Source organism: Aeromicrobium sp. Leaf291 (genome assembly GCF_001423365.1).
In the GTDB taxonomy this organism is placed as follows: Bacteria; Actinomycetota; Actinomycetes; order Propionibacteriales; family Nocardioidaceae; genus Aeromicrobium.
Window position 1 is genome coordinate 1,962,003 of the sequence record NZ_LMNM01000001.1, and the last position, 20,037, is coordinate 1,982,039.

21 protein-coding genes are annotated in these 20,037 nt (G+C 72.5%); 7 read left to right on the forward strand and 14 right to left on the reverse strand.

Annotated features, from left to right (window positions below):
- Positions 1-3: 3 nt before the first annotated feature.
- From ASF35_RS09675 to ASF35_RS18035, 3 genes are all read right to left on the reverse strand, one after another.
- Positions 4-663: a M50 family metallopeptidase gene (locus ASF35_RS09675; RefSeq protein ID WP_235497683.1), complete on the reverse strand. Its 660-nt coding sequence runs from the start codon at positions 661-663 to the stop codon at positions 4-6.
- A 38-nt stretch (positions 664-701) separates the two neighbouring features.
- The gene (locus ASF35_RS17720; protein WP_056576449.1) at positions 702-1,106 is read right to left on the reverse strand and encodes a tetratricopeptide repeat protein; all 405 of its coding nucleotides are present in this window, start codon (positions 1,104-1,106) and stop codon (positions 702-704) included.
- 63 nt (positions 1,107-1,169) lie between these two features.
- Positions 1,170-1,847, reverse strand: a complete 678-nt coding sequence (locus ASF35_RS18035) for a hypothetical protein (protein ID WP_055965917.1) — start codon at positions 1,845-1,847, stop codon at positions 1,170-1,172.
- A gap of 133 nt (positions 1,848-1,980) precedes the next feature.
- Between ASF35_RS18035 and rmuC the strand changes: the two genes are divergently transcribed.
- The gene (rmuC, locus tag ASF35_RS09685; RefSeq protein WP_055965918.1) at positions 1,981-3,495 is read left to right on the forward strand and encodes a DNA recombination protein RmuC; all 1,515 of its coding nucleotides are present in this window, start codon (positions 1,981-1,983) and stop codon (positions 3,493-3,495) included.
- 18 nt (positions 3,496-3,513) lie between these two features.
- Here the strand turns inward: rmuC and ASF35_RS09690 are convergent, their stop codons facing one another.
- From ASF35_RS09690 to ASF35_RS09705, 4 genes are all read right to left on the reverse strand, one after another.
- Positions 3,514-4,683 (reverse strand): cystathionine gamma-synthase, encoded by a 1,170-nt coding sequence (locus ASF35_RS09690; protein WP_055965920.1) that lies wholly within the window; start codon positions 4,681-4,683, stop codon positions 3,514-3,516.
- Positions 4,680-6,056, reverse strand: a complete 1,377-nt coding sequence (locus ASF35_RS09695) for a cystathionine beta-synthase (RefSeq protein ID WP_055965922.1) — start codon at positions 6,054-6,056, stop codon at positions 4,680-4,682. Before ASF35_RS09695 ends, ASF35_RS09690 begins: the two co-directional genes overlap by 4 nt.
- A 93-nt stretch (positions 6,057-6,149) precedes the next feature.
- Entirely contained in the window at positions 6,150-8,441 is a 2,292-nt protein-coding gene (gene secD, locus ASF35_RS09700; protein ID WP_055965925.1) for a protein translocase subunit SecD, read from the reverse strand.
- Between the two features lie 42 nt (positions 8,442-8,483).
- A complete protein-coding gene (locus ASF35_RS09705) occupies positions 8,484-8,807 on the reverse strand; it encodes a hypothetical protein (RefSeq protein ID WP_055965926.1) in 324 nt (107 codons plus the stop codon).
- An 87-nt stretch (positions 8,808-8,894) separates the two neighbouring features.
- Between ASF35_RS09705 and ASF35_RS09710 the strand changes: the two genes are divergently transcribed.
- A complete protein-coding gene (locus tag ASF35_RS09710; RefSeq protein ID WP_055965928.1) occupies positions 8,895-9,866 on the forward strand; it encodes an aldo/keto reductase in 972 nt (323 codons plus the stop codon).
- A 198-nt stretch (positions 9,867-10,064) separates the two neighbouring features.
- On the opposite strand, the gene ASF35_RS09715 is transcribed toward ASF35_RS09710, so the two are convergent.
- The 4 genes from ASF35_RS09715 to ASF35_RS09730 are packed head-to-tail and all read right to left on the reverse strand — an operon-like array spanning position 10,065 to position 13,403.
- Entirely contained in the window at positions 10,065-10,655 is a 591-nt protein-coding gene (locus ASF35_RS09715; protein WP_055965930.1) for a hypothetical protein, read from the reverse strand.
- A gap of 60 nt (positions 10,656-10,715) precedes the next feature.
- Positions 10,716-11,537: an iron uptake transporter permease EfeU gene (gene efeU / locus ASF35_RS09720; protein WP_055965932.1), complete on the reverse strand. Its 822-nt coding sequence runs from the start codon at positions 11,535-11,537 to the stop codon at positions 10,716-10,718.
- Positions 11,538-11,592: 55 nt separating this feature from the next.
- Positions 11,593-12,828 carry an HRDC domain-containing protein gene (locus ASF35_RS09725; protein WP_055965935.1) on the reverse strand — a complete coding sequence of 412 codons (1,236 nt, stop codon included), beginning with the start codon at positions 12,826-12,828 and terminating at the stop codon, positions 11,593-11,595.
- Positions 12,825-13,403, reverse strand: coding sequence for a DUF3000 domain-containing protein (locus tag ASF35_RS09730; protein ID WP_055965937.1), 579 nt, complete (start codon positions 13,401-13,403; stop codon positions 12,825-12,827). Before ASF35_RS09730 ends, ASF35_RS09725 begins: the two co-directional genes overlap by 4 nt.
- 99 nt (positions 13,404-13,502) lie before the next feature.
- On the opposite strand from ASF35_RS09730, the gene hemE reads away from it, so the two are divergent.
- The 3 genes from hemE to hemQ are packed head-to-tail and all read left to right on the forward strand — an operon-like array spanning position 13,503 to position 16,607.
- Positions 13,503-14,552 (forward strand): uroporphyrinogen decarboxylase, encoded by a 1,050-nt coding sequence (hemE, locus tag ASF35_RS09735; RefSeq protein ID WP_055965939.1) that lies wholly within the window; start codon positions 13,503-13,505, stop codon positions 14,550-14,552.
- A complete protein-coding gene (gene hemG / locus ASF35_RS09740) occupies positions 14,552-15,874 on the forward strand; it encodes a protoporphyrinogen oxidase (protein ID WP_055965942.1) in 1,323 nt (440 codons plus the stop codon). The genes hemE and hemG overlap by 1 nt, the downstream gene beginning before the upstream one ends.
- 22 nt (positions 15,875-15,896) lie before the next feature.
- Positions 15,897-16,607, forward strand: coding sequence for a hydrogen peroxide-dependent heme synthase (gene hemQ, locus ASF35_RS09745; protein WP_055965944.1), 711 nt, complete (start codon positions 15,897-15,899; stop codon positions 16,605-16,607).
- A gap of 116 nt (positions 16,608-16,723) precedes the next feature.
- On the opposite strand, the gene msrB is transcribed toward hemQ, so the two are convergent.
- Positions 16,724-17,146, reverse strand: coding sequence for a peptide-methionine (R)-S-oxide reductase MsrB (msrB, locus tag ASF35_RS09750; protein ID WP_055965946.1), 423 nt, complete (start codon positions 17,144-17,146; stop codon positions 16,724-16,726).
- A 64-nt stretch (positions 17,147-17,210) separates the two neighbouring features.
- Between msrB and ASF35_RS09755 the strand changes: the two genes are divergently transcribed.
- The gene (locus tag ASF35_RS09755; RefSeq protein WP_235499127.1) at positions 17,211-18,065 is read left to right on the forward strand and encodes an SGNH/GDSL hydrolase family protein; all 855 of its coding nucleotides are present in this window, start codon (positions 17,211-17,213) and stop codon (positions 18,063-18,065) included.
- Here the strand turns inward: ASF35_RS09755 and ASF35_RS09760 are convergent.
- Complete coding sequence (locus ASF35_RS09760) at positions 18,040-18,690, reverse strand: dihydrofolate reductase family protein (protein ID WP_055965949.1); 651 nt, start codon at positions 18,688-18,690, stop codon at positions 18,040-18,042. The genes ASF35_RS09755 and ASF35_RS09760 overlap by 26 nt on opposite strands.
- Positions 18,691-18,717: 27 nt before the next feature.
- Between ASF35_RS09760 and ASF35_RS09765 the strand changes: the two genes are divergently transcribed.
- A complete protein-coding gene (locus ASF35_RS09765; RefSeq protein ID WP_055965951.1) occupies positions 18,718-19,545 on the forward strand; it encodes a PPK2 family polyphosphate kinase in 828 nt (275 codons plus the stop codon).
- On the opposite strand, the gene ASF35_RS18230 is transcribed toward ASF35_RS09765, so the two are convergent.
- On the reverse strand, positions 19,506-20,037 hold a 532-nt coding region (locus tag ASF35_RS18230), incomplete at its 5' end, for a hypothetical protein (protein WP_055965953.1). The genes ASF35_RS09765 and ASF35_RS18230 overlap by 40 nt on opposite strands.

Sequence of the window (20,037 nt, forward strand, 5' to 3'; positions counted from 1 at the left end):
GTCTCAGCCCAGCCCGTCGAGGCCGCGCAGCAGGTGCCATGCGGGCAGGAGGGCCGCCGTGGTGACGACCACGAACACGGCGTTCCAGAGCGCCGCGGGAAGGTGCGTGAGGCGGGCCAGCACGTCGGCGTCCGACGTGGCGGAGCGGGAGCGACGGCGGCTCGACCACAGCTCGACCGTCGTGCGCGGCCCGCCCACGAGCAGGAAGGAGGCGAGGGCCACGACGGCGAGCTGCTGGACCCCCTCGTCGGTGCGCCAGACGAGGTAGCCCACGACCAGGGCGGCGAGGCCCACGACGAGCAGGCCGAACCAGTTGCGGATGAAGACCAGCATGCCGGTCACGACGGCCAGGGCGATCCACAGCGCCCAGGCGGTGCTGCCGAGCGCGGCCGTGGCGAGCATCCCGAGGCCCAGGGCGGTGGGGGACAGGTACCCGGCCGCCGCCGTCGCGACCATGCCCGGCCCGCGCGGACGTCCGACCGACGTGGTGAGCCCTGAGGTGTCACGGTGCAGACGCACGCCGTTGAGCCGGCGTCCGGTCAGCACCGCGACGAGGGCGTGCCCGGCCTCGTGCACGAGGGTGACGACGTGTCGGCCGGGCCCCCAGCCCCACGGCAGCAGCGCCGCCGCGGCACCGACCGCGACGGGCACCCACGGACTCACGGGTGCCCGCCGGACGGAGGGTTCGGGGCGGCCACGACTCAGGTGGCCGGCCGGTCGACCAGCTCGACGCGGGTGGCGTCGCGCGCCGACTCGCCCAGGGCCGCGGCGAGGCGATGCATCGCCGCCCCCTCGCGGTGGCGGCTCTGCCGGTCCAGCGTCAGACCGAGGGCCGTGTGCGCCCAGCCGCTCGTCGGCTCGAGCGCGATGAGCCGACGGAAGGCGGCCTCCGCGGGTGCCAGCTGCGCCGCGGCGAAGTGCGAGCGCGCGAGCAGCTCCCACGCCGACGCGTTGTCGGGCACCTCGTCGACCACACGCCGCAGGACCCGTACGGCGTCGCGGGGGTAGCGCGAGTCGAACAGCTCCTCACCCAGGCGGAAGGCCTCGAAGGCGTCCATCGCGGCGATCTTCTCGTCGGACAGGTTCGGGGTCAGGTAGATGGTCATGGGGTCCTCCTCCCAGAGGTCACGGGGTCGTGATCGCGCTGGTCAACGTCGGGTCGGGTCCGTTCATTCCTGGTCGACGGGTGGCTCGGTGGTGGCCGTGGCGGTCGGTGCGGGCGTGGGCGTGGGGGTGGCCGTCGGGGTGGGCGTCGCGGTGGCCGTGGGGCGGCGGGTCGGCGTCGGCGTGGCGGCCGGGTCGGGCGACGAGGACTCCCGCGGCTCGGCGTCCTCGGTGGGCTCGGCCTTGCTCCCACCGCCGAACGGGTTGCCGATCCGAGCGTTGTCGGGATCGGAGCCGTAGGCCTTGTCGGTGACGATCTCGTAGGCGCCCATCGCGAGGCCGGACACCGCCAGGATGATCGCCGTGGTGAGAGCGACCGTCCTCCAGCGGATGGACCGACGAGGGTCCTCGACCACCTCGGCGCCCTTGACCTGCTCGTGGGTGGCCTCGCTCACGGCGGCGAGCGCCTCGGCGGTGTGACCGGGCTCGACGTCGGTCTCGACGAACGTGCCGCTGTCGGTCTGGACGATGAGGGTGCGGCCACGGTCGAGCGTGCTGGCGTAGAAGGTCGACGTGATCGTCACGACGAGGCTGCCGAGCGCCGCGCCGATGATCGTGCCGCCCACGCCCAGCGCCGAGGCGACCCAGGCCGACGTCATCGCGGCGAGAGCGCCGGCCAGGACCTGGAACCACGACAGTCCGCTCAGGAACGAGCGCTCGCGGGTGTCGGGGGAGTCGGGCATGGCGTCCAGGGTAGAGGGGCCGACCCACCCGTCCGAGCCCCGCGAGGACGTTCGGGTCGCGTCGGGCGGGTCCACGCGCCGGGCCACGGCACGCCTCCACGCTTCTGTCGGTCCTGGTTGGGAGACTCGGGCCATGGCTTCCTCGACGGCACTTCTGCTCGGTCTGCTGGTGGGCATCGCGCTCGGTGCGGTGGTCGGTGCCCTGGTGGATCGTGCGCGTCGGCAGGACGTGGTCTGCGGTCACGAGGACCCCGCCGTGGTCGAGGCGCGGCACACCGCCGAGATCAGCGAGCTCCGGCACGACGCCCAGGTGCAGCTGGCCGAGGTCCGGCACGCGGCCGCCGTCGAGCAGGCGCAGCTCGAGAGCTCGCTCGCCTCGGCACGTGCCGCGGTGGAGGCGCGTCTGGCCGCGGTCGCAGCGGAGGCCAAGGAGCTGCGTGAGCAGGTCGGCGTCGCGCAGCAGCAGTACCGCGACGCGGTGGAGCGTCACCGGCGCGAGGAGCAGAAGCGTGAGGCCTCCGGTGCCGCCGAGAGCAAGGTGCTGCAGCAGCTGGCTCCCGTGGCCGCCCAGCTCAAGGGCATGCAGGCCAAGGTCGACGAGCTGGAGCAGCAGCGCGCCGAGCAGCACGGCCAGCTGGCCGAGCAGCTCCGGGTCACCCGCGAGACGGCGGCGCAGTCCAAGCAGGCGGCCGAGGCGCTGTCCGCCGCCCTGAGCAACAACGCCGTCCGCGGCACCTATGGCGAGACCCAGCTGCGCACGCTGGTGGAGTCGGCCGGGCTGCTCAACCGCATCGACTACTCGGTGCAGGAGTCGATCACGGCCGACAGCGGTGCGCGCCGCCCCGACATGGTCATCAACCTGCCCGGGGGCAAGCGCCTGGCGATCGACGCCAAGGTGCCGTACCGCGCGTTCATCGAGGCCTACCGCGACGAGCTCGACGACGACCGGCGCAAGCAGGTCCGCCTCCAGCACGCCCGGGCCGTCAAGTCGCACGTCGACACCCTCGCCTCCAAGCAGTACTGGACCGGGCTGGAGGAGAGCCCCGAGTTCACGATCGCGTTCATCCCCAACGAGGCGATCCTCAACGACGCGCTCGACGCCGATCCCGGTCTCATGGAGCACGCCTACAGCCAGGGCATCGCGCTGGCGACCCCGGTCAACCTCTGGGCCGTGCTCAAGACCGTCGCGCTCACCTGGAAGCAGGAGCAGATGGCCGAGAACGCGCTCGAGCTCGTCGCGCTCGGCCGCGAGCTCTACAAGCGCCTCGGCACGCTCTCGGGCCACGTGTCCAAGCTCGGCCGCACGATCGAGCGCTCCGTCGACGACTACAACAAGCTCGTCGGCTCGCTCGATCGCCAGGTCATCTCCACCGCCCGCAAGCTCGACGCCGTCGACGAGGCCGCCCAGCTCGGCAGCATCGCCACCATCGAGGACACGCACGTGCGGAAGCTGAACGCCCCCGAGCTCGCCGCCGACACGGCGCCGCAGGTCGGGCCTGTCGCGGCGGCGCCCGAGCCGGAGCCGGCCGTGCCCGCACCGCCGGCGGCGGTCGACGAGCAGGACCTCTTCGCCGACCTCGAGCGCGAGGAGCTCGAGGTCGACATGGTCACGCCCTCCGACGCCGAGCGGGGCCGCGACGTCGGCTGACCCGACGTCACGGCGCGATCAGGCGAGTGCCTGCTCGAGGTCGGCCAGCAGGTCTGCGGTGTCCTCGATGCCCACGCTGAGACGCACCAGGTCGTCGGGGACCTCGAGCACGGAACCGGCCGTGGAGGCGTGGGTCATCGCGCCGGGGTGCTCGATGAGGGACTCGATGCCGCCGAGGCTCTCGGCCAGGGTGAAGATGCTCGTGCGGGCGCACAGGTCGAGCGCGGCCTGACGTCCTCCGGCCAGGCGCAGCGACACCATGCCGCCGAACCGGCGCATCTGGCGCGCGGCTGCCTCGTGGCCCGGGTGGTCCGGCAGACCCGGGTACAGGACCGAGGCCACGGCGGGATGGCCGACGAGCAGGTCGACGACCGCCTCGGCGTTGGTGCAGTGCTGCTCCATGCGGACCGCGAGCGTCTTGGCGCCACGCAACGTGAGGTAGGCGTCGAACGGCCCGGGGACCCCGCCTGCACCGTTCTGCAGGAAGCCGAACCCGGCGTCGAGCTCGGCGTCGTCGGTCACGAGCGCGCCACCCACGACGTCGGAGTGGCCGCCCAGGTACTTGGTGGTCGAGTGCAGCACCACGTCGGCACCGAGCCTCAACGGCTGCTGCAGGTAGGGCGAGGCGAACGTGTTGTCGACCACGAAGCGTGCGCCTGCGTCGTGGGCGACCTCGGCCACGCGCTCGATGTCGGCGATGTTGAGCAGCGGGTTGGTGGGCGTCTCGACCCACACGACCTTGGTGGCGGACGTGATCGCGGCGCGCACCGCGTCGACGTCGTTGACGGCCACCGGGGTGTAGGAGATGCCCCACTGCGTGAACACCTTGTCGATGAGCCGGAAGGTCCCGCCGTAGGCGTCGTCGGGGATCACGAGGTGGTCGCCGGGACGAAGCAGGGTCCGCAGGGCGGCGTCGGTGGCAGCCATGCCGGACGAGAACGCCCGGCCGTGCCGGCCGTCCTCCAGCGACGCGAGGTTGGCCTCGAGGGCCGCGCGCGTGGGGTTGCCGGTGCGGGCGTACTCGTAGCCGCCGCGCATGCCGCCGACGCCGTCCTGGGCGAAGGTGCTGGAGGCGTAGATCGGGACGTTGACCGCACCCGTGGCCGGGTCGGGCTCGTGGCCGGCGTGGATCGCACGGGTCGCGAAGCCGCGCGGGTCGAGCTCGTGCTGGCTCTTCTCGTCGCTCATACGTGAACCCCCAGGAGGTCGTGACGGGTGAGGACGCCCAGCGGCTTGCCGTCCTCGATGACCATGACGGCGTCGCTCTCGCCGAGCGCCTCGAGGGCCGCGTCGAGGTCCTCGTTGGCGCCCAGCAGGGGGAGCGGCGCCTCCATGTGCTTGGAGACCGGGTCGGTGAGGGCGGCGCGGCCCTCGAAGACGGCGCTGATGAGCGTGCGCTCGCTGACGCTGCCCGCGACCTCACCGATGACGACGGGCGGCTCCGCGCCGACGACGGGCATCTGGGAGACCCCGTACTCGCGCAGGATCTCGATGGCGTCGCGGATGGTCTCGGACGGGTGCGTGTGCACGAGTGCCGGCAGGTCGCCGCTCTTGCGGCGCAGCACGTCGCCGACGCTGGGGCGGTCGGTCCGGCCGTCGAGCGGCTCGCGCAGGAACCCGTACGACGACATCCAGTCGTCGTTGAAGATCTTGGACAGGTACCCGCGGCCCCCGTCGGGCAGCAGCACGACGACGACGGCGTCGGGACCCTCGCGCTCGGCGACCTGGAGGGCGGCGACGACGGCCATGCCGCAGGAGCCGCCGACGAGCAGGCCCTCCTCGCGGGCGAGGCGCCGCGTCATGTCGAAGGCGTCGGCGTCGGAGACGGCGATGATCTCGTCGGCGATCTCGGGGTCGTAGGCGCTCGGCCAGAAGTCCTCGCCCACGCCCTCCACGAGGTACGGGCGGCCCGTGCCGCCGGAGTACACCGATCCCTCGGGGTCGGCGCCGACGACCTTGACTCGGCCGCCGGAGACCTCCTTGAGGTACCGCCCGGCGCCGGTGATCGTGCCGCCGGTCCCGACGCCTGCGACGAAGTGGGTGACCGTGCCGTCGGTGTCGGCCCAGATCTCCGGACCGGTCGTCTCGTAGTGCGAGGCGGGCCCGGCCGGGTTCGAGTACTGGTCGGGCTTCCAGGCGTTCGGGGTCTCGCGCACCAGGCGGTCGGAGACGTTGTAGTAGCTGTCGGGGTGCTCGGGCGGCACGGCCGTGGGGCACACGACGACCTCGGCTCCGTAGGCGCGCAGGGTGTTGCGCTTGTCCTCGCTGACCTTGTCGGGGCAGACGAAGATGCAGGTGTACCCGCGCTGCTGGGCCACCAGCGCGAGCCCGACGCCGGTGTTGCCGGACGTCGGCTCGACGATGACCCCGCCGGGCTTGAGGGCACCGGAGGCCTCGGCCTCGTCCACCATCTTGACGGCGATGCGGTCCTTGGAGCTGCCGCCGGGGTTGAGGTACTCGATCTTGGCCGCCACCAGGGCAGATCCTGCCGGGACGACGCTGGACAACTTCACGAGCGGGGTGCCGCCCACGAGGTCGACCACGTGATTCGCGATGCGCATGCTGCTCATCCTGCCACCCGGCCGATGCGGGCGACCCCGAGGCGCTGCCGCCGTCACCACGTGGGCGGGCGGCAGCTCCTCACCGGGGTCGGCTCAGACGACGGCGCCGTCGGCGCTGCGTCCGTCGTCGATCTGGGCGTACTTGTCGACGACCTTGGGCTTCCGCTCCGGGTCGTGCGGCCAGCGCTCCTCCAGCACGACCGCCAGGGCGGACGCGGTGAAGATCGTCGACAGGATGCCGATCGACAGGCCGAGGAGCAGGGCGATCGCGAAGTCGGTGAGCGAGTCGCCGCCGAGGACCGCGAGCGCAGCCAGGATGAACATCGCGCCGAGGCCGGTGTTCACGGTGCGGGGGATCGTCTGCAGGATCGCCTCGTTCACGACCTCCCGTAGCTTGCGGCCGCGGTTGTCGCCGGTGTGCTCACGGATGCGGTCGAACACCACGATGGTGTCGTTGACCGCGAGGCCGATGATCGAGAGGACCGCAGCCAGGAACACGCCGTCGATCGGCTTGCCCCACCAGGCGAAGATGCCGACGACCGTCAGCACCACCGACGACATGGACAGCTGGGCCGAGACCGCGTAGGTCCAGCGGAACCGCCACGCGAGGTAGAGCATCTGGGCGGCGATCGCGATGCCGAAGGCGATGAGCGCCTTGTCGCGCAGCTCCTTGCCCAGGCTCGGGCCGATCAGCTCGTCCCTCTCCTTGGTGGCCTCGCCGGCAACGGTCTCGACCGCCTCCTCGACCTGGACGGCCTCCTCGTTGGAGATGTCGTCGAGCCGGACGGTGACGTTCTCGCTCTGTCCGTCGCCGGAGGACTCCTGCACGACGGCACGCGGGAAGCCCGCGTCGGAGACGGCCGTGCGGACGTCCTCGACGTCGGCCGTCTGGGCGGTGGAGAACTCCAGGATCCGGCCGCCGGTGAACTCGACACCGAGGTTGAGACCGCGCAGCAGGATGCCGCTGACCGACACACCGGCGACGACCAGCGTGATCGCGATCCACGTGCCGCTGCGCTTCATCAGGTCGGGACCGCGCTCGTTGAGCCACTTGCGCACGGGTCCGGTGTTGGCGATGCCGGTGACGCCCGGACGCTTGCGCAGCACGGACCGCTTCACGGCCCACTCGGTGAGCACCCTCGCGACGACCAGCGCCGAGAACATCGACGCGATCGTGCCGATGGTCAGCGTCACGCCGAAGCCCTTGACCGGGCCGGATGCCAGGACGAACAGCAGCCCCGCCGCGAGGATCGTGGTGACGTTCGAGTCGAGGATGGCCGACCACGCCTTGTTGAAGCCGGTCGTCAGCGACAGGTGGAGGTTGCCGTTCTTCTCGTACTCCTCACGCGCTCTCTCGAACACGAGCACGTTGGCGTCGATCGCCAGTCCGATGGCCAGGACGAAGCCGGCCAGTCCGGGCAGGGTCAGGGTCGCCCCGATCCAGACGAGCAGGCCGTAGGAGATGGCGGCGTACGTGGCCAGGCCGAGCGTGGCCATGAACCCGATGGCGCGGTAGACGAGCACGATGAACAGGCCGGTCAGGATGATGCCGATGATGCCGGCCTCGATGGAGGCGTCGATGGCGGCGGCACCGAGGGTGGCGCCGACGGTGCGCTGCTCGATGACCTCGACCGGCACGGGGAGCGCGCCGCCCTTGATGAGCACGGCGAGGTCGTCGGCCTCGGCCTGCGTGAAGCTGCCCGTGATGCTGGTGCTGTTGCCGCCGCCCGACGTGCACAGGTCGGGCTGGACGGCGGGGGAGGAGATGATGTCCTCGTCGAGCAGGATCGCGACCCGGTTCCCGCCCGCGGTGTTGGCGCAGGCCGCGGCGACGAGGTCGCGCCAGCCCGAACGTCCCTCGCCGGCGAAGTCGACGTTGACGACCCACTGGCCGATGCTCTGCTGCGGCTGGGCGGCCTGCGCGTCGGAGACGCCCTCGCCGTCGATGACCGTGGGTCCGAGCAGGAGCGGCTGGCCCTGCTCGTCGGCGGCGACGACCTGGCCCTCCTCGGGCTCCTGGCCCTCGGTGGCCGGGCTCAGCACCTCGTGGAACGACAGCTGGGCGGTCTGGCCGATGACCTCGGCCGCCTCACGGGGGTCCTGGACGCCCGGCAGCTCGACGATGATGCGCCGGTCGCCCGACTGCGCCAGCGTCGGCTCGGCCACGCCGAGGGCGTCGACGCGGCCGCGGATGACCTCCAGCGCTCGGGCGGTGGACTCCGCGTCGGCCTCGATCCGGTCGGTGCTCTGGGTCTCGAGGACGATCTGGGTGCCGCCCTCCAGGTCCAGTCCGAGGTTGGCCGGCTTGAAGTACGCGAAGGCGAGGGAGGCGGCGAGGACGGCGAAGGCCGTGATCGCGCGCCACAGAGGTGCACGGTTGCTCATGGAAGGACTTTCGAGGTGGTGGCGGGCTGCTGGACGGGGACCTCAGGCAGCCGGAGGACCTCGTACGAGCGGGCGCACCGCCTGCCCGGGCACGGGCACGACGGCGTGGACCGGGGCCGCGCCGCGCTCGAGCTCGGGAACCTGGTCCGCCTCGACCGGCGGGAGGGACCACAGGTCGAGGTCCCGGTGGTCGGTGTGGTCGCCGGTGGACCGCACGTGGGCGGCGTGGTGCGTGGCCGACGACGCGTGCACCGTGGTGGCCCGGTGCTGCGGCGACGCCTGCGCGACCCCGACCCCGGCCACGAGGAACAGCCCGACCACGGCGGCGCACACGGCGGCGGCCAGCGTGCGACGGGGTCCAGGCATGCGCTGCAGTCTAGGCGACGTGCGCGTGGAGCCGGTGGACGCGGCCACGGGGGTCACCCGCCTGGTCGGGGTCCTAGTCTCGGTGGCATGGATCTCGCGCAGCGTCCCCTCGGTCATTCCGGCATCCAGGTGCCCGTCGTCGGCATCGGGTGCAACGCCTTCGGCAGTCGGATCGACGCCGACCAGGTGCAGGAGGTCGTCGACGCCGCGATCGACCGCGGCGTGACGTTCTTCGACACCGCCGACACCTACGGGCTGGGAGCGAGCGAGGAGCTGCTGGGCGCCGCGCTGGGCTCGCGACGCGACGACGTCGTGGTGGCCACGAAGTTCGGCATGGACATGCAGGGCCGCAACGGCGACGACGGCGGGCGGCGGGGGAGCGCCGCGTACGTGCGCACGGCCGTGGAGGCCAGCCTGCGTCGGCTCGGCACCGACCACGTCGACCTCTACCAGCTGCACACCCCCGACCCGCTGACGCCGGTCGAGGAGACCCTCGAGGCGCTCGACGCCCTGGTGCAGGCGGGCACCGTGCGCGCGATCGGCTGCTCGAACTTCCAGGCCTGGCAGCTGGTCGACGCCGACTGGCGCAGCCGGTCGGCGGACCTGGCCCGCTTCGCGACCGCGCAGAACGAGTACTCGCTGTACAACCGCACGGCGGAGGTGGAGCTGGTCCCGGCGTGCGAGCAGCTCGACGTCGGGCTGCTGCCGTACTTCCCGCTGGCCTACGGACTGCTCACCGGCAAGTACCGGCGCGGCGAGGACGCTCCGTCCGGGACCCGTCTCGCAGCGCAGACGGAGCGGCTCGCCGGGGCCGACTGGGAGCGGATCGAGGCACTGCAGACCTTCGCCGACGAGCGGGACCTCACCCTCCTGCAGGTGGCCATGGGCGGACTGGCGGCCCAGGACGCCGTGACGAGCGTGATCGCCGGTGCGACCCGCCCCGAGCAGGTGCGCGCCAACGCCGACGCGGTCGGCTGGCTGCCGTCCGGGGACGACCTCGCGGCCCTGTCCAAGATCGGGGCCGCACGTCAGTCGTACACGACCTTCGCGCCTTCCTGAGGCGTCGGGGACGGGCCGAGGAGTGATGCGCCGGGCCGGGAAGCGCCTCACGGCGCGTGGCCGCTCGTAGCGGCTTCATTTGGGACCCGGGGCTTGCACCGACCCGGCGCGTTCACCAGCCTAACTCGCTCGCCGGCCCACACAAGCGACGAGCCGACCTGACCTCGTGACACATCCCACGCAGGGCTGCGGTGCCCGTCAGTGCAGGGAGCCGGACCGCTCCAGCGCCGCCGAGCGGCGCAGGTGCTGGGCCATGTCGAGGAGCCGGGCCGCGCTGTGCGCATCGCCGTCGTCGAGCTGTCCGCGACCTACTCCCACGATGTGGGCGAACGCGGCCGCCCGGTCGAGGACGACGTCGAGGTCGGTCACGACGATGCCGCGCACGACGGTGTCGACGAGCGCCACCACCTCGTCGGCGCCCGGGGGCTCGACGACGCCGGCGAGCACCTCGTGGACCGGGGCGAAGCCGCGGCCGGCGGCGAACTCCGCGGCGGCCTGCCGTGGCTGGCGGTGCACCCACTCACGCAGCAGGTACAACCGCCACAGGGCTCCCGAGAGCGTGTCGGGCGCGGCGTGCGACCAGAGCTCGGCGATGACGCCGAGTCCCTCGGCGTCGGAGAGGTGCAGCACCCGGTCCACCAGCTCGCGGTCGTCGCGGTCCAGCGGGCCGCGCACCAGCAGGTGCGCGATGCGGTGACCGGCAGCAGCCACCTCGGCGGGATCGGTGTCGTGCGCGAGCGCCTCGAACAGCTTCTGCCCCGGCAGGGACGGGCGATGGAAGTCGCTCATCGCGGACACCGGGCTGGCATGGGCACCACCGTATCCGCCGGGGCGTAGCCCGCCACCGGATCAGGCCGCCGAGCCGACCGTCGCCGCCGTGCGACGCGGACGCAGGTAGATCCACAGCACCGGGACCAGGTAAGCGACCCAGGCCACGACCTGCAGCACGGTGGGGTTCGGCTGGAAGTTGACGGTCCCCTTCAGCAGGGTCCCGTACCAGCTGTCGGGCGGGATGGTGCTGGACACGTCGAACGCGAGCGTGCCGAGACCGGGCAGGATGCCGGCCTCCTGCAGGTCGTGGATCCCGTAGGCCAGAACCCCGGCGGCGACCACGACCAGCAGCGCGCCGGTGACGGTGAAGAAGGTCGCCAGGTTGATGCGCACGGCTCCTCGGTAGATGAGGTAGCCGAGGCCCACCGCGACGAGGATGCCGCTGATCGCCCCGACGAACGGCTCCGCCGTATAGCTGCCCGAGATGGTGGCCCAGATGATGGCGGCCGTCTCCAGGCCCTCGCGACCCACCGTCAGGAACGCCACCGTGGCGATCGCCAGGGGTCCGAGCTCGACGGCGGTGGCGAGCTCTCCCTCGAGCTCGCGCTTGAGCCCCCGTGCGGTGCGCCGCATCCAGAAGATCATCCACGTGACCAGCGCTGCGGCCAGGATCGACAGCGTCCCGCCGACGGCCTCCTGCCAGACGAAGGGCAGCTGCTCGAACACGAGCGTGACGACCGTGAACACCACGACCACGAGCGCGATGGCGCCCCCCACGCCGAGCCAGATGTACCGGGCGTCGTGGCGACGGTCGGTCCGCACGAGGTAGGCCAGCAGGATGCTGACGACGAGGCTGGCCTCGAGTCCCTCGCGCAGGCCGATCAGGAAGTTGGCGAGCACAACGACATGCTACTCAGGTTCGCCTTGCCTGACAGGGCTGTGCCTGTGAGATCGCCTACGGCTGCAGGGCGGCGGCCAGGTCGGTCGCGACGAGCTCGACCTGCCACGGGCGGGCGCCGGCCTCGGCCAGCGCATCGCCGACGTGGGCGACGTCGGGGGTGCTCGGGGGCTCCCAGGCCAGGGCGCGGACCAGCCCGGGGGAGATGAGGTTCTCGGTCGGCAGGTCGTTCTGCTCGGCGATGCGCGCGACGGCCTCGCGGGCGGCGGCCAGGCGTGCCGCGGCCTCGGGGTGCTTGTCGGCCCAGGCGCGCGGCGGAGGCGGTCCCTCGCGGTTCGGCGTGGAGTGCGGCAGCTCGTCCTCCGCCAGGGCCAGACCCTCCTCGACGGCGTCGAGCCACTCCTGGACGAAGCGGCGCGGACCGCGCGAGCGCATGACCGAGAGCTGGCGGAGCGCGGAGGCGTCGCGCGGTGCCTCGCGGGCGATCTCGAGGATCGAGGCATCGGGCAGGATGCGGCCCGGGGTGGTGTCGCGCTGCTCGGCGATGCGGTCGCGCGCCTCCCAGATCGCTCGGACGAGACCCAGGGTGCGTCGACCACGGGCGCGGTGGATGCCGGAGGTGCGACGCCAACGCTCCTCGCGCTGAGGTGCCCCGGTGAACGACAGCAGGGCCTCGAAGTCCTGGGCGGCCCACTCCCGCTTGCCGGTCCTCTCGAGGTCGGCCTCGATCAGGTTGCGCAGCTCGATCAGCACCTCGACGTCGAGCGCCGCGTACTCGAGCCACGGCTCGGGCAGCGGGCGGGTGGACCAGTCGGCCGCGGAGTGCTCCTTGGCCAGGCTGAGCCCGAGGTAGTGCTCCACGAGCGAGGCCAGCCCGACCCGGGGCAGGTTCAGCAACCGCCCGGCGAGCTCGGTGTCGAACAGGGCGGTGGGACGCAGGCCGATCTCGGCCAGGCACGGAAGGTCCTGGGTGGCGGCGTGCAGGATCCACTCCGCGTCACCGATCGCCTCGTCGAGGTCGGTGAGGTCGTCGAACGCGATCGGGTCGACGAGACCGGTGCCGCTGCCGTCGCGTCGCACCTGGACCAGGTAGGCGCGCTGGGAGTAGCGGTAGCCGGAGGCACGCTCGGCGTCGAGGGCGACGGGCCCGGAGCCGAGGGAGACCCGGGCGCAGTAGTTGACGTAGTCGTCGACGGTGTCGATGACCGGAGGGAGCGGATCACGCAGCTGCAGGCGCGGCAGCGGGGGAGCGACCTCCTCGCTCCCGGGCGTGTCCGACGCGGACGAGCTCAACGACGTCCTCGACGTCGCTGCAGCGGGACCACCCCGGGGCTCAGCGGGGGAAGCCCGGCGAGGGTGCACAGCAGCTCGGACCAGGCCGCGACGTGGGCGCCGACCTCGGAGGTGGGCGTCCACGACGCGCGCACCTCGACCTGGGCGGACCCGGCGTCGTCGGCCATCTCGCCGAACGTCTCGGTGGTGACGACCGTGACGCTCCCGCTGGCCGCCGTGTGCGTGCCGCCGTGGGTCGCGAGCGCGTCGACCAGCCAGCTCCAGCCGACGCTGGCCAGGGCGGGGTCGGCGGCCATCTCGGCCTCGACCTCGGCGCGGGCGAAGGTGACGCAGCGGAACTCGCCGTTCCAGGCGTCGTTGCCCGCGGGGTCGTGGAGCAGGATGAAGCGCCCGGTGGCGACGTCGTCGCCGGCGACCTCCACGTCGCCGCTGAGCGCGTGGGCGTGCGGGGCGATGCGCTGCGGTGCCGGGATCTCGTCGATCGCGACCTCCGGGCGCAAGGGTGCGGCGTGCAGCTGCTCCAGGGCAGCCAGGAACGCTGGAGGAGTGTGATCGATCTCGCTGCGGACGCCCACAGGCCGATCGTAGGCACTCCGGGCCGCGTCGGGGTCCCGACACGCAGGGCCCGGCACCGCGGCTGCACCCTTCGGCCCTGTCCCTGCGAGAATCGGTCGGTGAGCACCTCCCCCTCCGACATCACCGCCGACAGCGACTTCCTGCGCGCCTGCCGTGGCGAGCCCACGAGCCGCGTCCCCGTGTGGTTCATGCGTCAGGCGGGCCGGCACCTGCCCGAGTACCTGAAGATCCGCGAGGGCGTGGCCATGCTCGACTCGTGCTTCTCGACCGACCTGGTCGTGGAGATCACGATGCAGCCGGTGCGGCGCTACGGCGTCGACGCCGCGATCTTCTTCTCCGACATCGTCGTGCCGTTGAAGGCCATCGGCGTCGACCTCGACATCGTCCCCGGGACGGGGCCGGTCATCGCCGACCCGATCCGCCGCCGGGGTCAGCTGGAGCAGCTGCGCCGGCTCGAGCCCGACGACGTCGAGAGCATCGCGGCCGCGGCCCGCGCCCTCGTCGGCGAGCTGGGCGCGACGCCGCTCATCGGCTTCGCCGGTGCGCCCTTCACGCTGGCGTCCTACCTCGTCGAGGGCGGGCCCTCGCGCGACCACCGCATCACCAAGCAGCTGATGTACTCCCAGACCGGCCTGTGGAACGACCTGCTGGAGCGGCTGTCCCACATCGCGGCGGACTTCCTGCGGATCCAGGTGGAGGCCGGCGCGTCGGCCGTGCAGCTGTTCGACTCGTGGGCCGGGACGCTCTCGCCGTCGGACTACGAGACCTACGTGGCGCCCCACTCGCGCCGGGTGCTGGAGTCCGTGGCCGACCTCGGCGTGCCGCGCATCCACTTCGGTGTCGGCACGGGCGAGCTGCTCGACCAGATGGGTGACGTCGGCGCCGACGTCGTGGGCGTGGACTGGCGGGTTCCGCTCGACCGCGCCATCGAGAAGGTCGGCCCGGGCCGGTCGGTGCAGGGGAACCTGGACCCGACGCTGCTGTTCGCGCCGGCCGACGTGCTGCACACGAAGGCCGCGGCGGCCATCGAGCGCGGGCGCAGCGCCCGTGGCCACGTCTTCAACCTGGGGCACGGGGTGCTGCCGCAGACCGACCCCGACGCCGTGAAGGGCCTGGTGGACTTCGTGCACGGGTACGAGCGGGTCTGATGCGCGTCGCGGTGGTGGGCGCCGGCATCGCCGGGCTGACGGCGGCGCTCGACCTGGTCGAGGCCGGGTGCGACGTCGTCGTGCTCGAGGGATCGGACCGGATCGGCGGGAAGCTGCACGTCGACCGGGTGGGCGACCTGCGGGTCGACGTCGGGGCCGAGTCGCTGCTCGCGCGACGTCCCGAGGCCGTCGACCTCGCGACACGGGTGGGCGCCGAGCTCACCCACCCCGCGACCACGTCGGCGTCGATCTGGACCCGGGGGGCCCTGCGGCCCCTGCCGCCGACCGTCATGGGCGTCCCGGCGGACCTCGACGCCCTCGAGGCCTCGGGCATCGTCGCCGAGCGGCCCGTCGGGCACGCCCTTCCCGTGCCCGAGGACGACGTCTCGGTGACCGCCTTCCTGGAGCCGCGTCTCGGCCGGGAGGTCGTGGACCGGATGGTCGAGCCGCTCCTCGGTGGGGTCTACGCCGGGCACGCCGACCGGCTCTCGCTGCGGGCGGCGGCGCCGCAGGTGCTGGCCCTCGGCGAGGACCCCCTCGCGGGCGCCGCTCGGACCCGGGCGGAGACCCGCACGCTGGAGACCCCGGTGTTCGCCGGGATCGTCGGCGGGGTCGGCACCCTGCCGCACCGCGTCGTCGAGCACGGCGGCCTCGACGTCCGGCTGCGGTCGACCGTCCGCGCGATCACCTCCGTCGACGGCGGCTGGGAGCTCCACGTCGGGCCGACGTCGGCCATCGAGACCCTGGCCTTCGACGCCGTCGTCGTGGCCGCACCCGCGCCGGCCGCTGCGCGCCTGCTCGCGGAGGCCGCGCCGCCGGCGGCGTTCTCCCTCGCGGCGATCGACTACGCCTCGATGGCCATCGCGACCTTCGTGCTCGACGGCCCCATCGACGTCGAGGGGTCCGGGTTCCTCGTGCCGCCGATCGACGGCACGGTCGTGAAGGGCTCCACCATCTCGACCCACAAGTGGGCCTGGCTGGCCGAGGTCGCCGGGGACCGCACGGTCGTGCGGGCGTCGATCGGCCGCGCGGGCGACACGGGGGTGCTCCACCAGGACGACGAGCAGGTCGCCCACCTGGCGCTGACCGACCTCGCTGCGGCCTACGGGTCGCTCCCGTCCGTGCAGTCCGCCCACGTGCAGCGCTGGGGCGGCGGGCTCCCGCAGTACGACGTCGGCCACCTGTCGCGGCTGGCGACCGTCGAGGCCGCGGTGGCCCGGGTCGACGGCCTCGAGGTCTGCGGAGCGGCCTACCGCGGCGTCGGGGTGCCCGCCGTGATCGGGTCGGCACGAGAGGCCGCAGCCCGCCTCCTCGCCCGGTAGACGAGCGGGGGAGGATGGTGCCATGAGCGATCGTCTGCCGAACCAGGGAAAGCTGGCCAAGGAGATCAACGAGACCATCCGCTACACGATGTGGTCGGTCTTCAGGCTCGAGCGGGTGCTCGGCGACGCCGACCGTGCCGCCGAGGCGGCGGAGGTCGACGCGCTGGTCGAGCGTCTCGCCGGTGACGACGTGGTGGTCCGTGGCTTCTACGACGTGAGCGGCATGCGTGCCGACGCCGACCTGATGGTCTGGTGGCACGCCGAGACCGCCGAGGCGCTCCAGGCCGCGTACAACGCCTTCCGGCGGACCGCCCTCGGCTCGCGCATGGCGCCGGTGTGGTCCCAGACCGCGCTGCACCGCCCGGCCGAGTTCAACAAGTCGCACGTGCCCGCCTTCATGGCCGACGAGACGGTCCGCGACTGGGTGTGCGTGTACCCGTTCGTGCGGTCCTACGAGTGGTACCTGCTCCCCGACGAGGAGCGCCGCGCGATGCTGAAGGAGCACGGCATGCAGGCCCGCCCGTACCCCGACGTGCGCGCCAACACGGTGGCCTCGTTCGCGCTGGGCGACTACGAGTGGCTCCTGGCGTTCGAGGCCGACGACCTGCACCGCATCGTCGACCTCATGCGCGACCTGCGCGCCAGCACCGCCCGCCGCCACGTCCGCGAGGAGATCCCCTTCTACACCGGCCGTCGCCACGACCCTGCCGACCTCACGGCCCTCTGGCCCTGACCCGTGATCGTGATTCCCATCAGCTGATGGGAATCACGAGCCCACCACGGTCTTCACCCACTCACCATCGCGTGCACGCCAGGGTGAGTGGGTGAGAACCAGGGTGAGCGAGCAGATCAGTCGGGGACCTGGGTCAGGCTGATGCCGTTGATGCAGAAGCGCTGGTCGGTCGGGGTGGGGAAGCCCTCGCCCTCGAACACGTGGCCGAGGTGCGAGCCGCAGCTCGCGCAGCGGACCTCGACGCGGCGCATGCCCATCGAGCGGTCCTCGATGTACTGCACGCGGTCCTCGGCCAGGGGCGCGTAGAACGCCGGCCAGCCGCAGTGCGCGTCGAACTTGGTGTCGCTGCGGAAGAGCTCGGAGCCGCACGCCCGACAGGCGTACGCCGCCTTCGTCGTGTCGGTCTCGAAGGAGGAGCTGAAGGGCCGCTCGGTGCCCGCCTCGCGGAGCACGTGGTACTCGGCGGCGCTGAGCTCGGCGCGCCACTCCTCGTCGGACTTCTCGACGTCGTAGCTGTTCTGTTCCACCTGGTCGGACATGTCTCCAGCCTACGTTCAGGTGCAAGTGTCCACGCGTTCACGAGCGTGTGGGAGGAACGACCCTGTGGACGTGCGACGCGTGGTGACGACCGGACTGCTGGTGACGACGACGGCCACCGTGGCGGCTGCACTCGGTGCCCGTGCGGTGCTGCAGCACCAGGCGGCGGCGGCGCGCGCGGCCATCGGCAAGCCCCTGGGCGAGGACGCGCCGCGCGCCGACCGGGTCTTCAAGAAGCGGCTCGGCGCCACGATCGACCTGCTGGTCCTCGGCGACTCGATCGCAGCCGGGCTGGGTGCCGACGGACCGCGGGGCACCCTGGGGGCGCGGCTGGCGCGTCAGGTCGCCAAGCGGACCGACCGTGCGGTGCGCCTGCGCACGGCCGCCGTGGTGGGGTCCGAGAGCAGCATGCTGGACGCGCAGCTGGCCACCCTCCCGCTCGACTACGTCCCCGACGTCGCGATCGTCGTGGTGGGCGGCAACGACGTGACGCACCGGGTGCCGGTGGCGGAGTCGGTCGGGCACCTCGAGAAGTGCGTCGTGGCCCTGCGGGCGAAGGGCAGCGCCGTCGTGGTGGGGACGTGCCCGGACCTCGGCGCGCTGACCCCGGTGCCGCAGCCGCTGCGCGCGCTCGGTGCCCGCGCGTCACGCCAGCTGGCGTCGGCCCAGCGCGAGGTGGCCCTGCGGCACGGCGCCTACGTGGTGTCGCTGGCCGACGTCGTCGGTCCGTTCTTCGTCACGAACCCGGACGAGATGTTCAGCCTCGACCGGTTCCACCCCAGCTCGCTGGGCTACAAGCGCACGGCGAAGGCGATGCTGCCGTCGGTGCTGGCAGCGCTGGGCGAGCACGACGAGGTGCCCTTCGGCCACGCCTGGCCGGTCCTCGCCGATCCGGTCAGCGGTCGCGCACCCACCGGGTGAGCAGGGTCCCCTGGACGTCGAGCGCGTGCGCGAGGCGGAGGGGGACGTCGGTGGTCTCGTCCCCGACGGAGATCCGTCGGCCCTCGCCGACCACGAGCACGGGCGAGAGTGTCAGGCACAGCTCGTCCACGAGGTCCAGGGTGGTCAACGTGCCGAGCAGGGACGGCCCGCCCTCGCACAGCACGCGCCGAAGTCCGCGCCGGCCGAGCTCGTCCAGCACCGCGGGCCAGTCGATGTCCGTGTCACCGGTCGTGAGCACCTCGACGCCGGCCGCCTCGAGCGCGTCGACCTTCTGCCCGTCGACGTCGGCCGGCGCCACGACCAGGACCCCGGGCACGCGCAGACGATCGGGGACGTCGAGGCTGCGGCTCACCAGGGCCAGCACGCCGTCCTCGATCGGGCCGTAGTCCTCGGCGCGCGCCGTGCCGGCGGACACGAGGACGACGTCGCAGACGTCGCGCAGGAGGTCGAAGGCGGCCTGGTCGGCGTCGGTCCCTAGCATGCCGGAGACGCCGTCCGGGCCCTGGGCCGAACCGTCCACGCTCGACACGAAGTTCACGCGGACCCAGGCCCGGTCGACGTCGGGGTAGGCGTAGAGCGCGGGGTCGATCGTCGGCAGGGCCATGACGCACAGCCTAGGTACGGTGACGCCATGACGCAGACCCTGAGCAGCACGCTGTCGGGCACCACCTTCCTCGCCGACGTCGACTCCAGGTCGACACCCGGCTTCGACGGTGCGAAGGACGACGCCCTCGAGGCCCTCGCTGCACTGGGCCCCGAGCTGGCCGACCTGCAGGAGCGGCTCCACGCCGAGGGCGCCACCGGGGGTGAGCGGTCCGTCCTGCTCGTCCTCCAGGGGATGGACACCTCGGGCAAGGGAGGCGTCATCGAGAAGGTGGTCGGGCTGGTGAGTCCGCTCGGCGTGCGCATCGCCTCGTTCAAGAGACCCACCGAGGAGGAGCTGGCGCACGACTTCCTCTGGCGGATCGAGCAGCAGCTCCCGGCCGGCGGCGTGCTGGGCGTGTTCGACCGGTCGCACTACGAGGACGTCCTGATCGGTCGGGTCCGGTCGCTCGCGGACGCCGACGAGATCGAACGGCGCTACGACGCCATCAACGACTTCGAGCGTCGCTACGTCGACGCCGGCGGCACGATCCTCAAGTGCCTGCTGCATATCAGCCCCGAGGACCAGGCCGAGCGACTGCTCGCGCGCCTGGACGACCCCACCAAGCACTGGAAGTTCAACCCGGGCGACATCGACGAGCGTGAGCTCTGGAACGAGTACCAGGCCGCGTACGACGTGGTGCTCCAGCGGACGTCCACGGAGCACGCGCCGTGGCACGTCGTGCCCAGCGGCCGCAAGTGGTACCGGAACTGGGCGGTCGGCAGGCTCCTGCTGGAGGCGCTGCGCGGCCTCGACCTGACCTGGCCGGAGGCCGACTACGACGTCGCCGAGCAGAAGCGACGTCTCGGGGTCTGACCTCCCTCAGCCCGTCTTCTTCGCGCGGTGAGGGTGGCGTCGAAGGTGAGGTCGGGTGTGCCGCGGTAGTTGAGGTGGACGCTGGCGGCGAGGGTGTTGGTGCCGGTGCGGAGGGCGCTGGCGGGGATGGTGACGGTGACGGGTGCGGCGAGGGCTGCGCTGGTGCGGGGTGCGGCGGTGGCGTAGGTGTCGCGGCCGAGGGTGCCGGTGGGCAGGTTCTTGCGGGTGAGCTCGGTGCCGTTGAGGTAGAGGGCGATCCCGTCGTCGGCTCGGGTGGTGAGGGTGATGTCGGAGAGCGTGGTGGGGTCGTCGATGGTGAAGGTGCGGCGGAGCTGGGCGCTGCGGGGGCGGTTGGTGGTGGGGGCGGGGACGTCGATGTTGGTGGTGACGGTGCTGCCGAAGCCGAGGACGGCGTTGCCGGTGCGCCAGGTGGAGGCGTCGAAGCCGGGGGTGTTCCAGGTGGTGGGCAGGGTGGTGTTGTCGTAGCGGTAG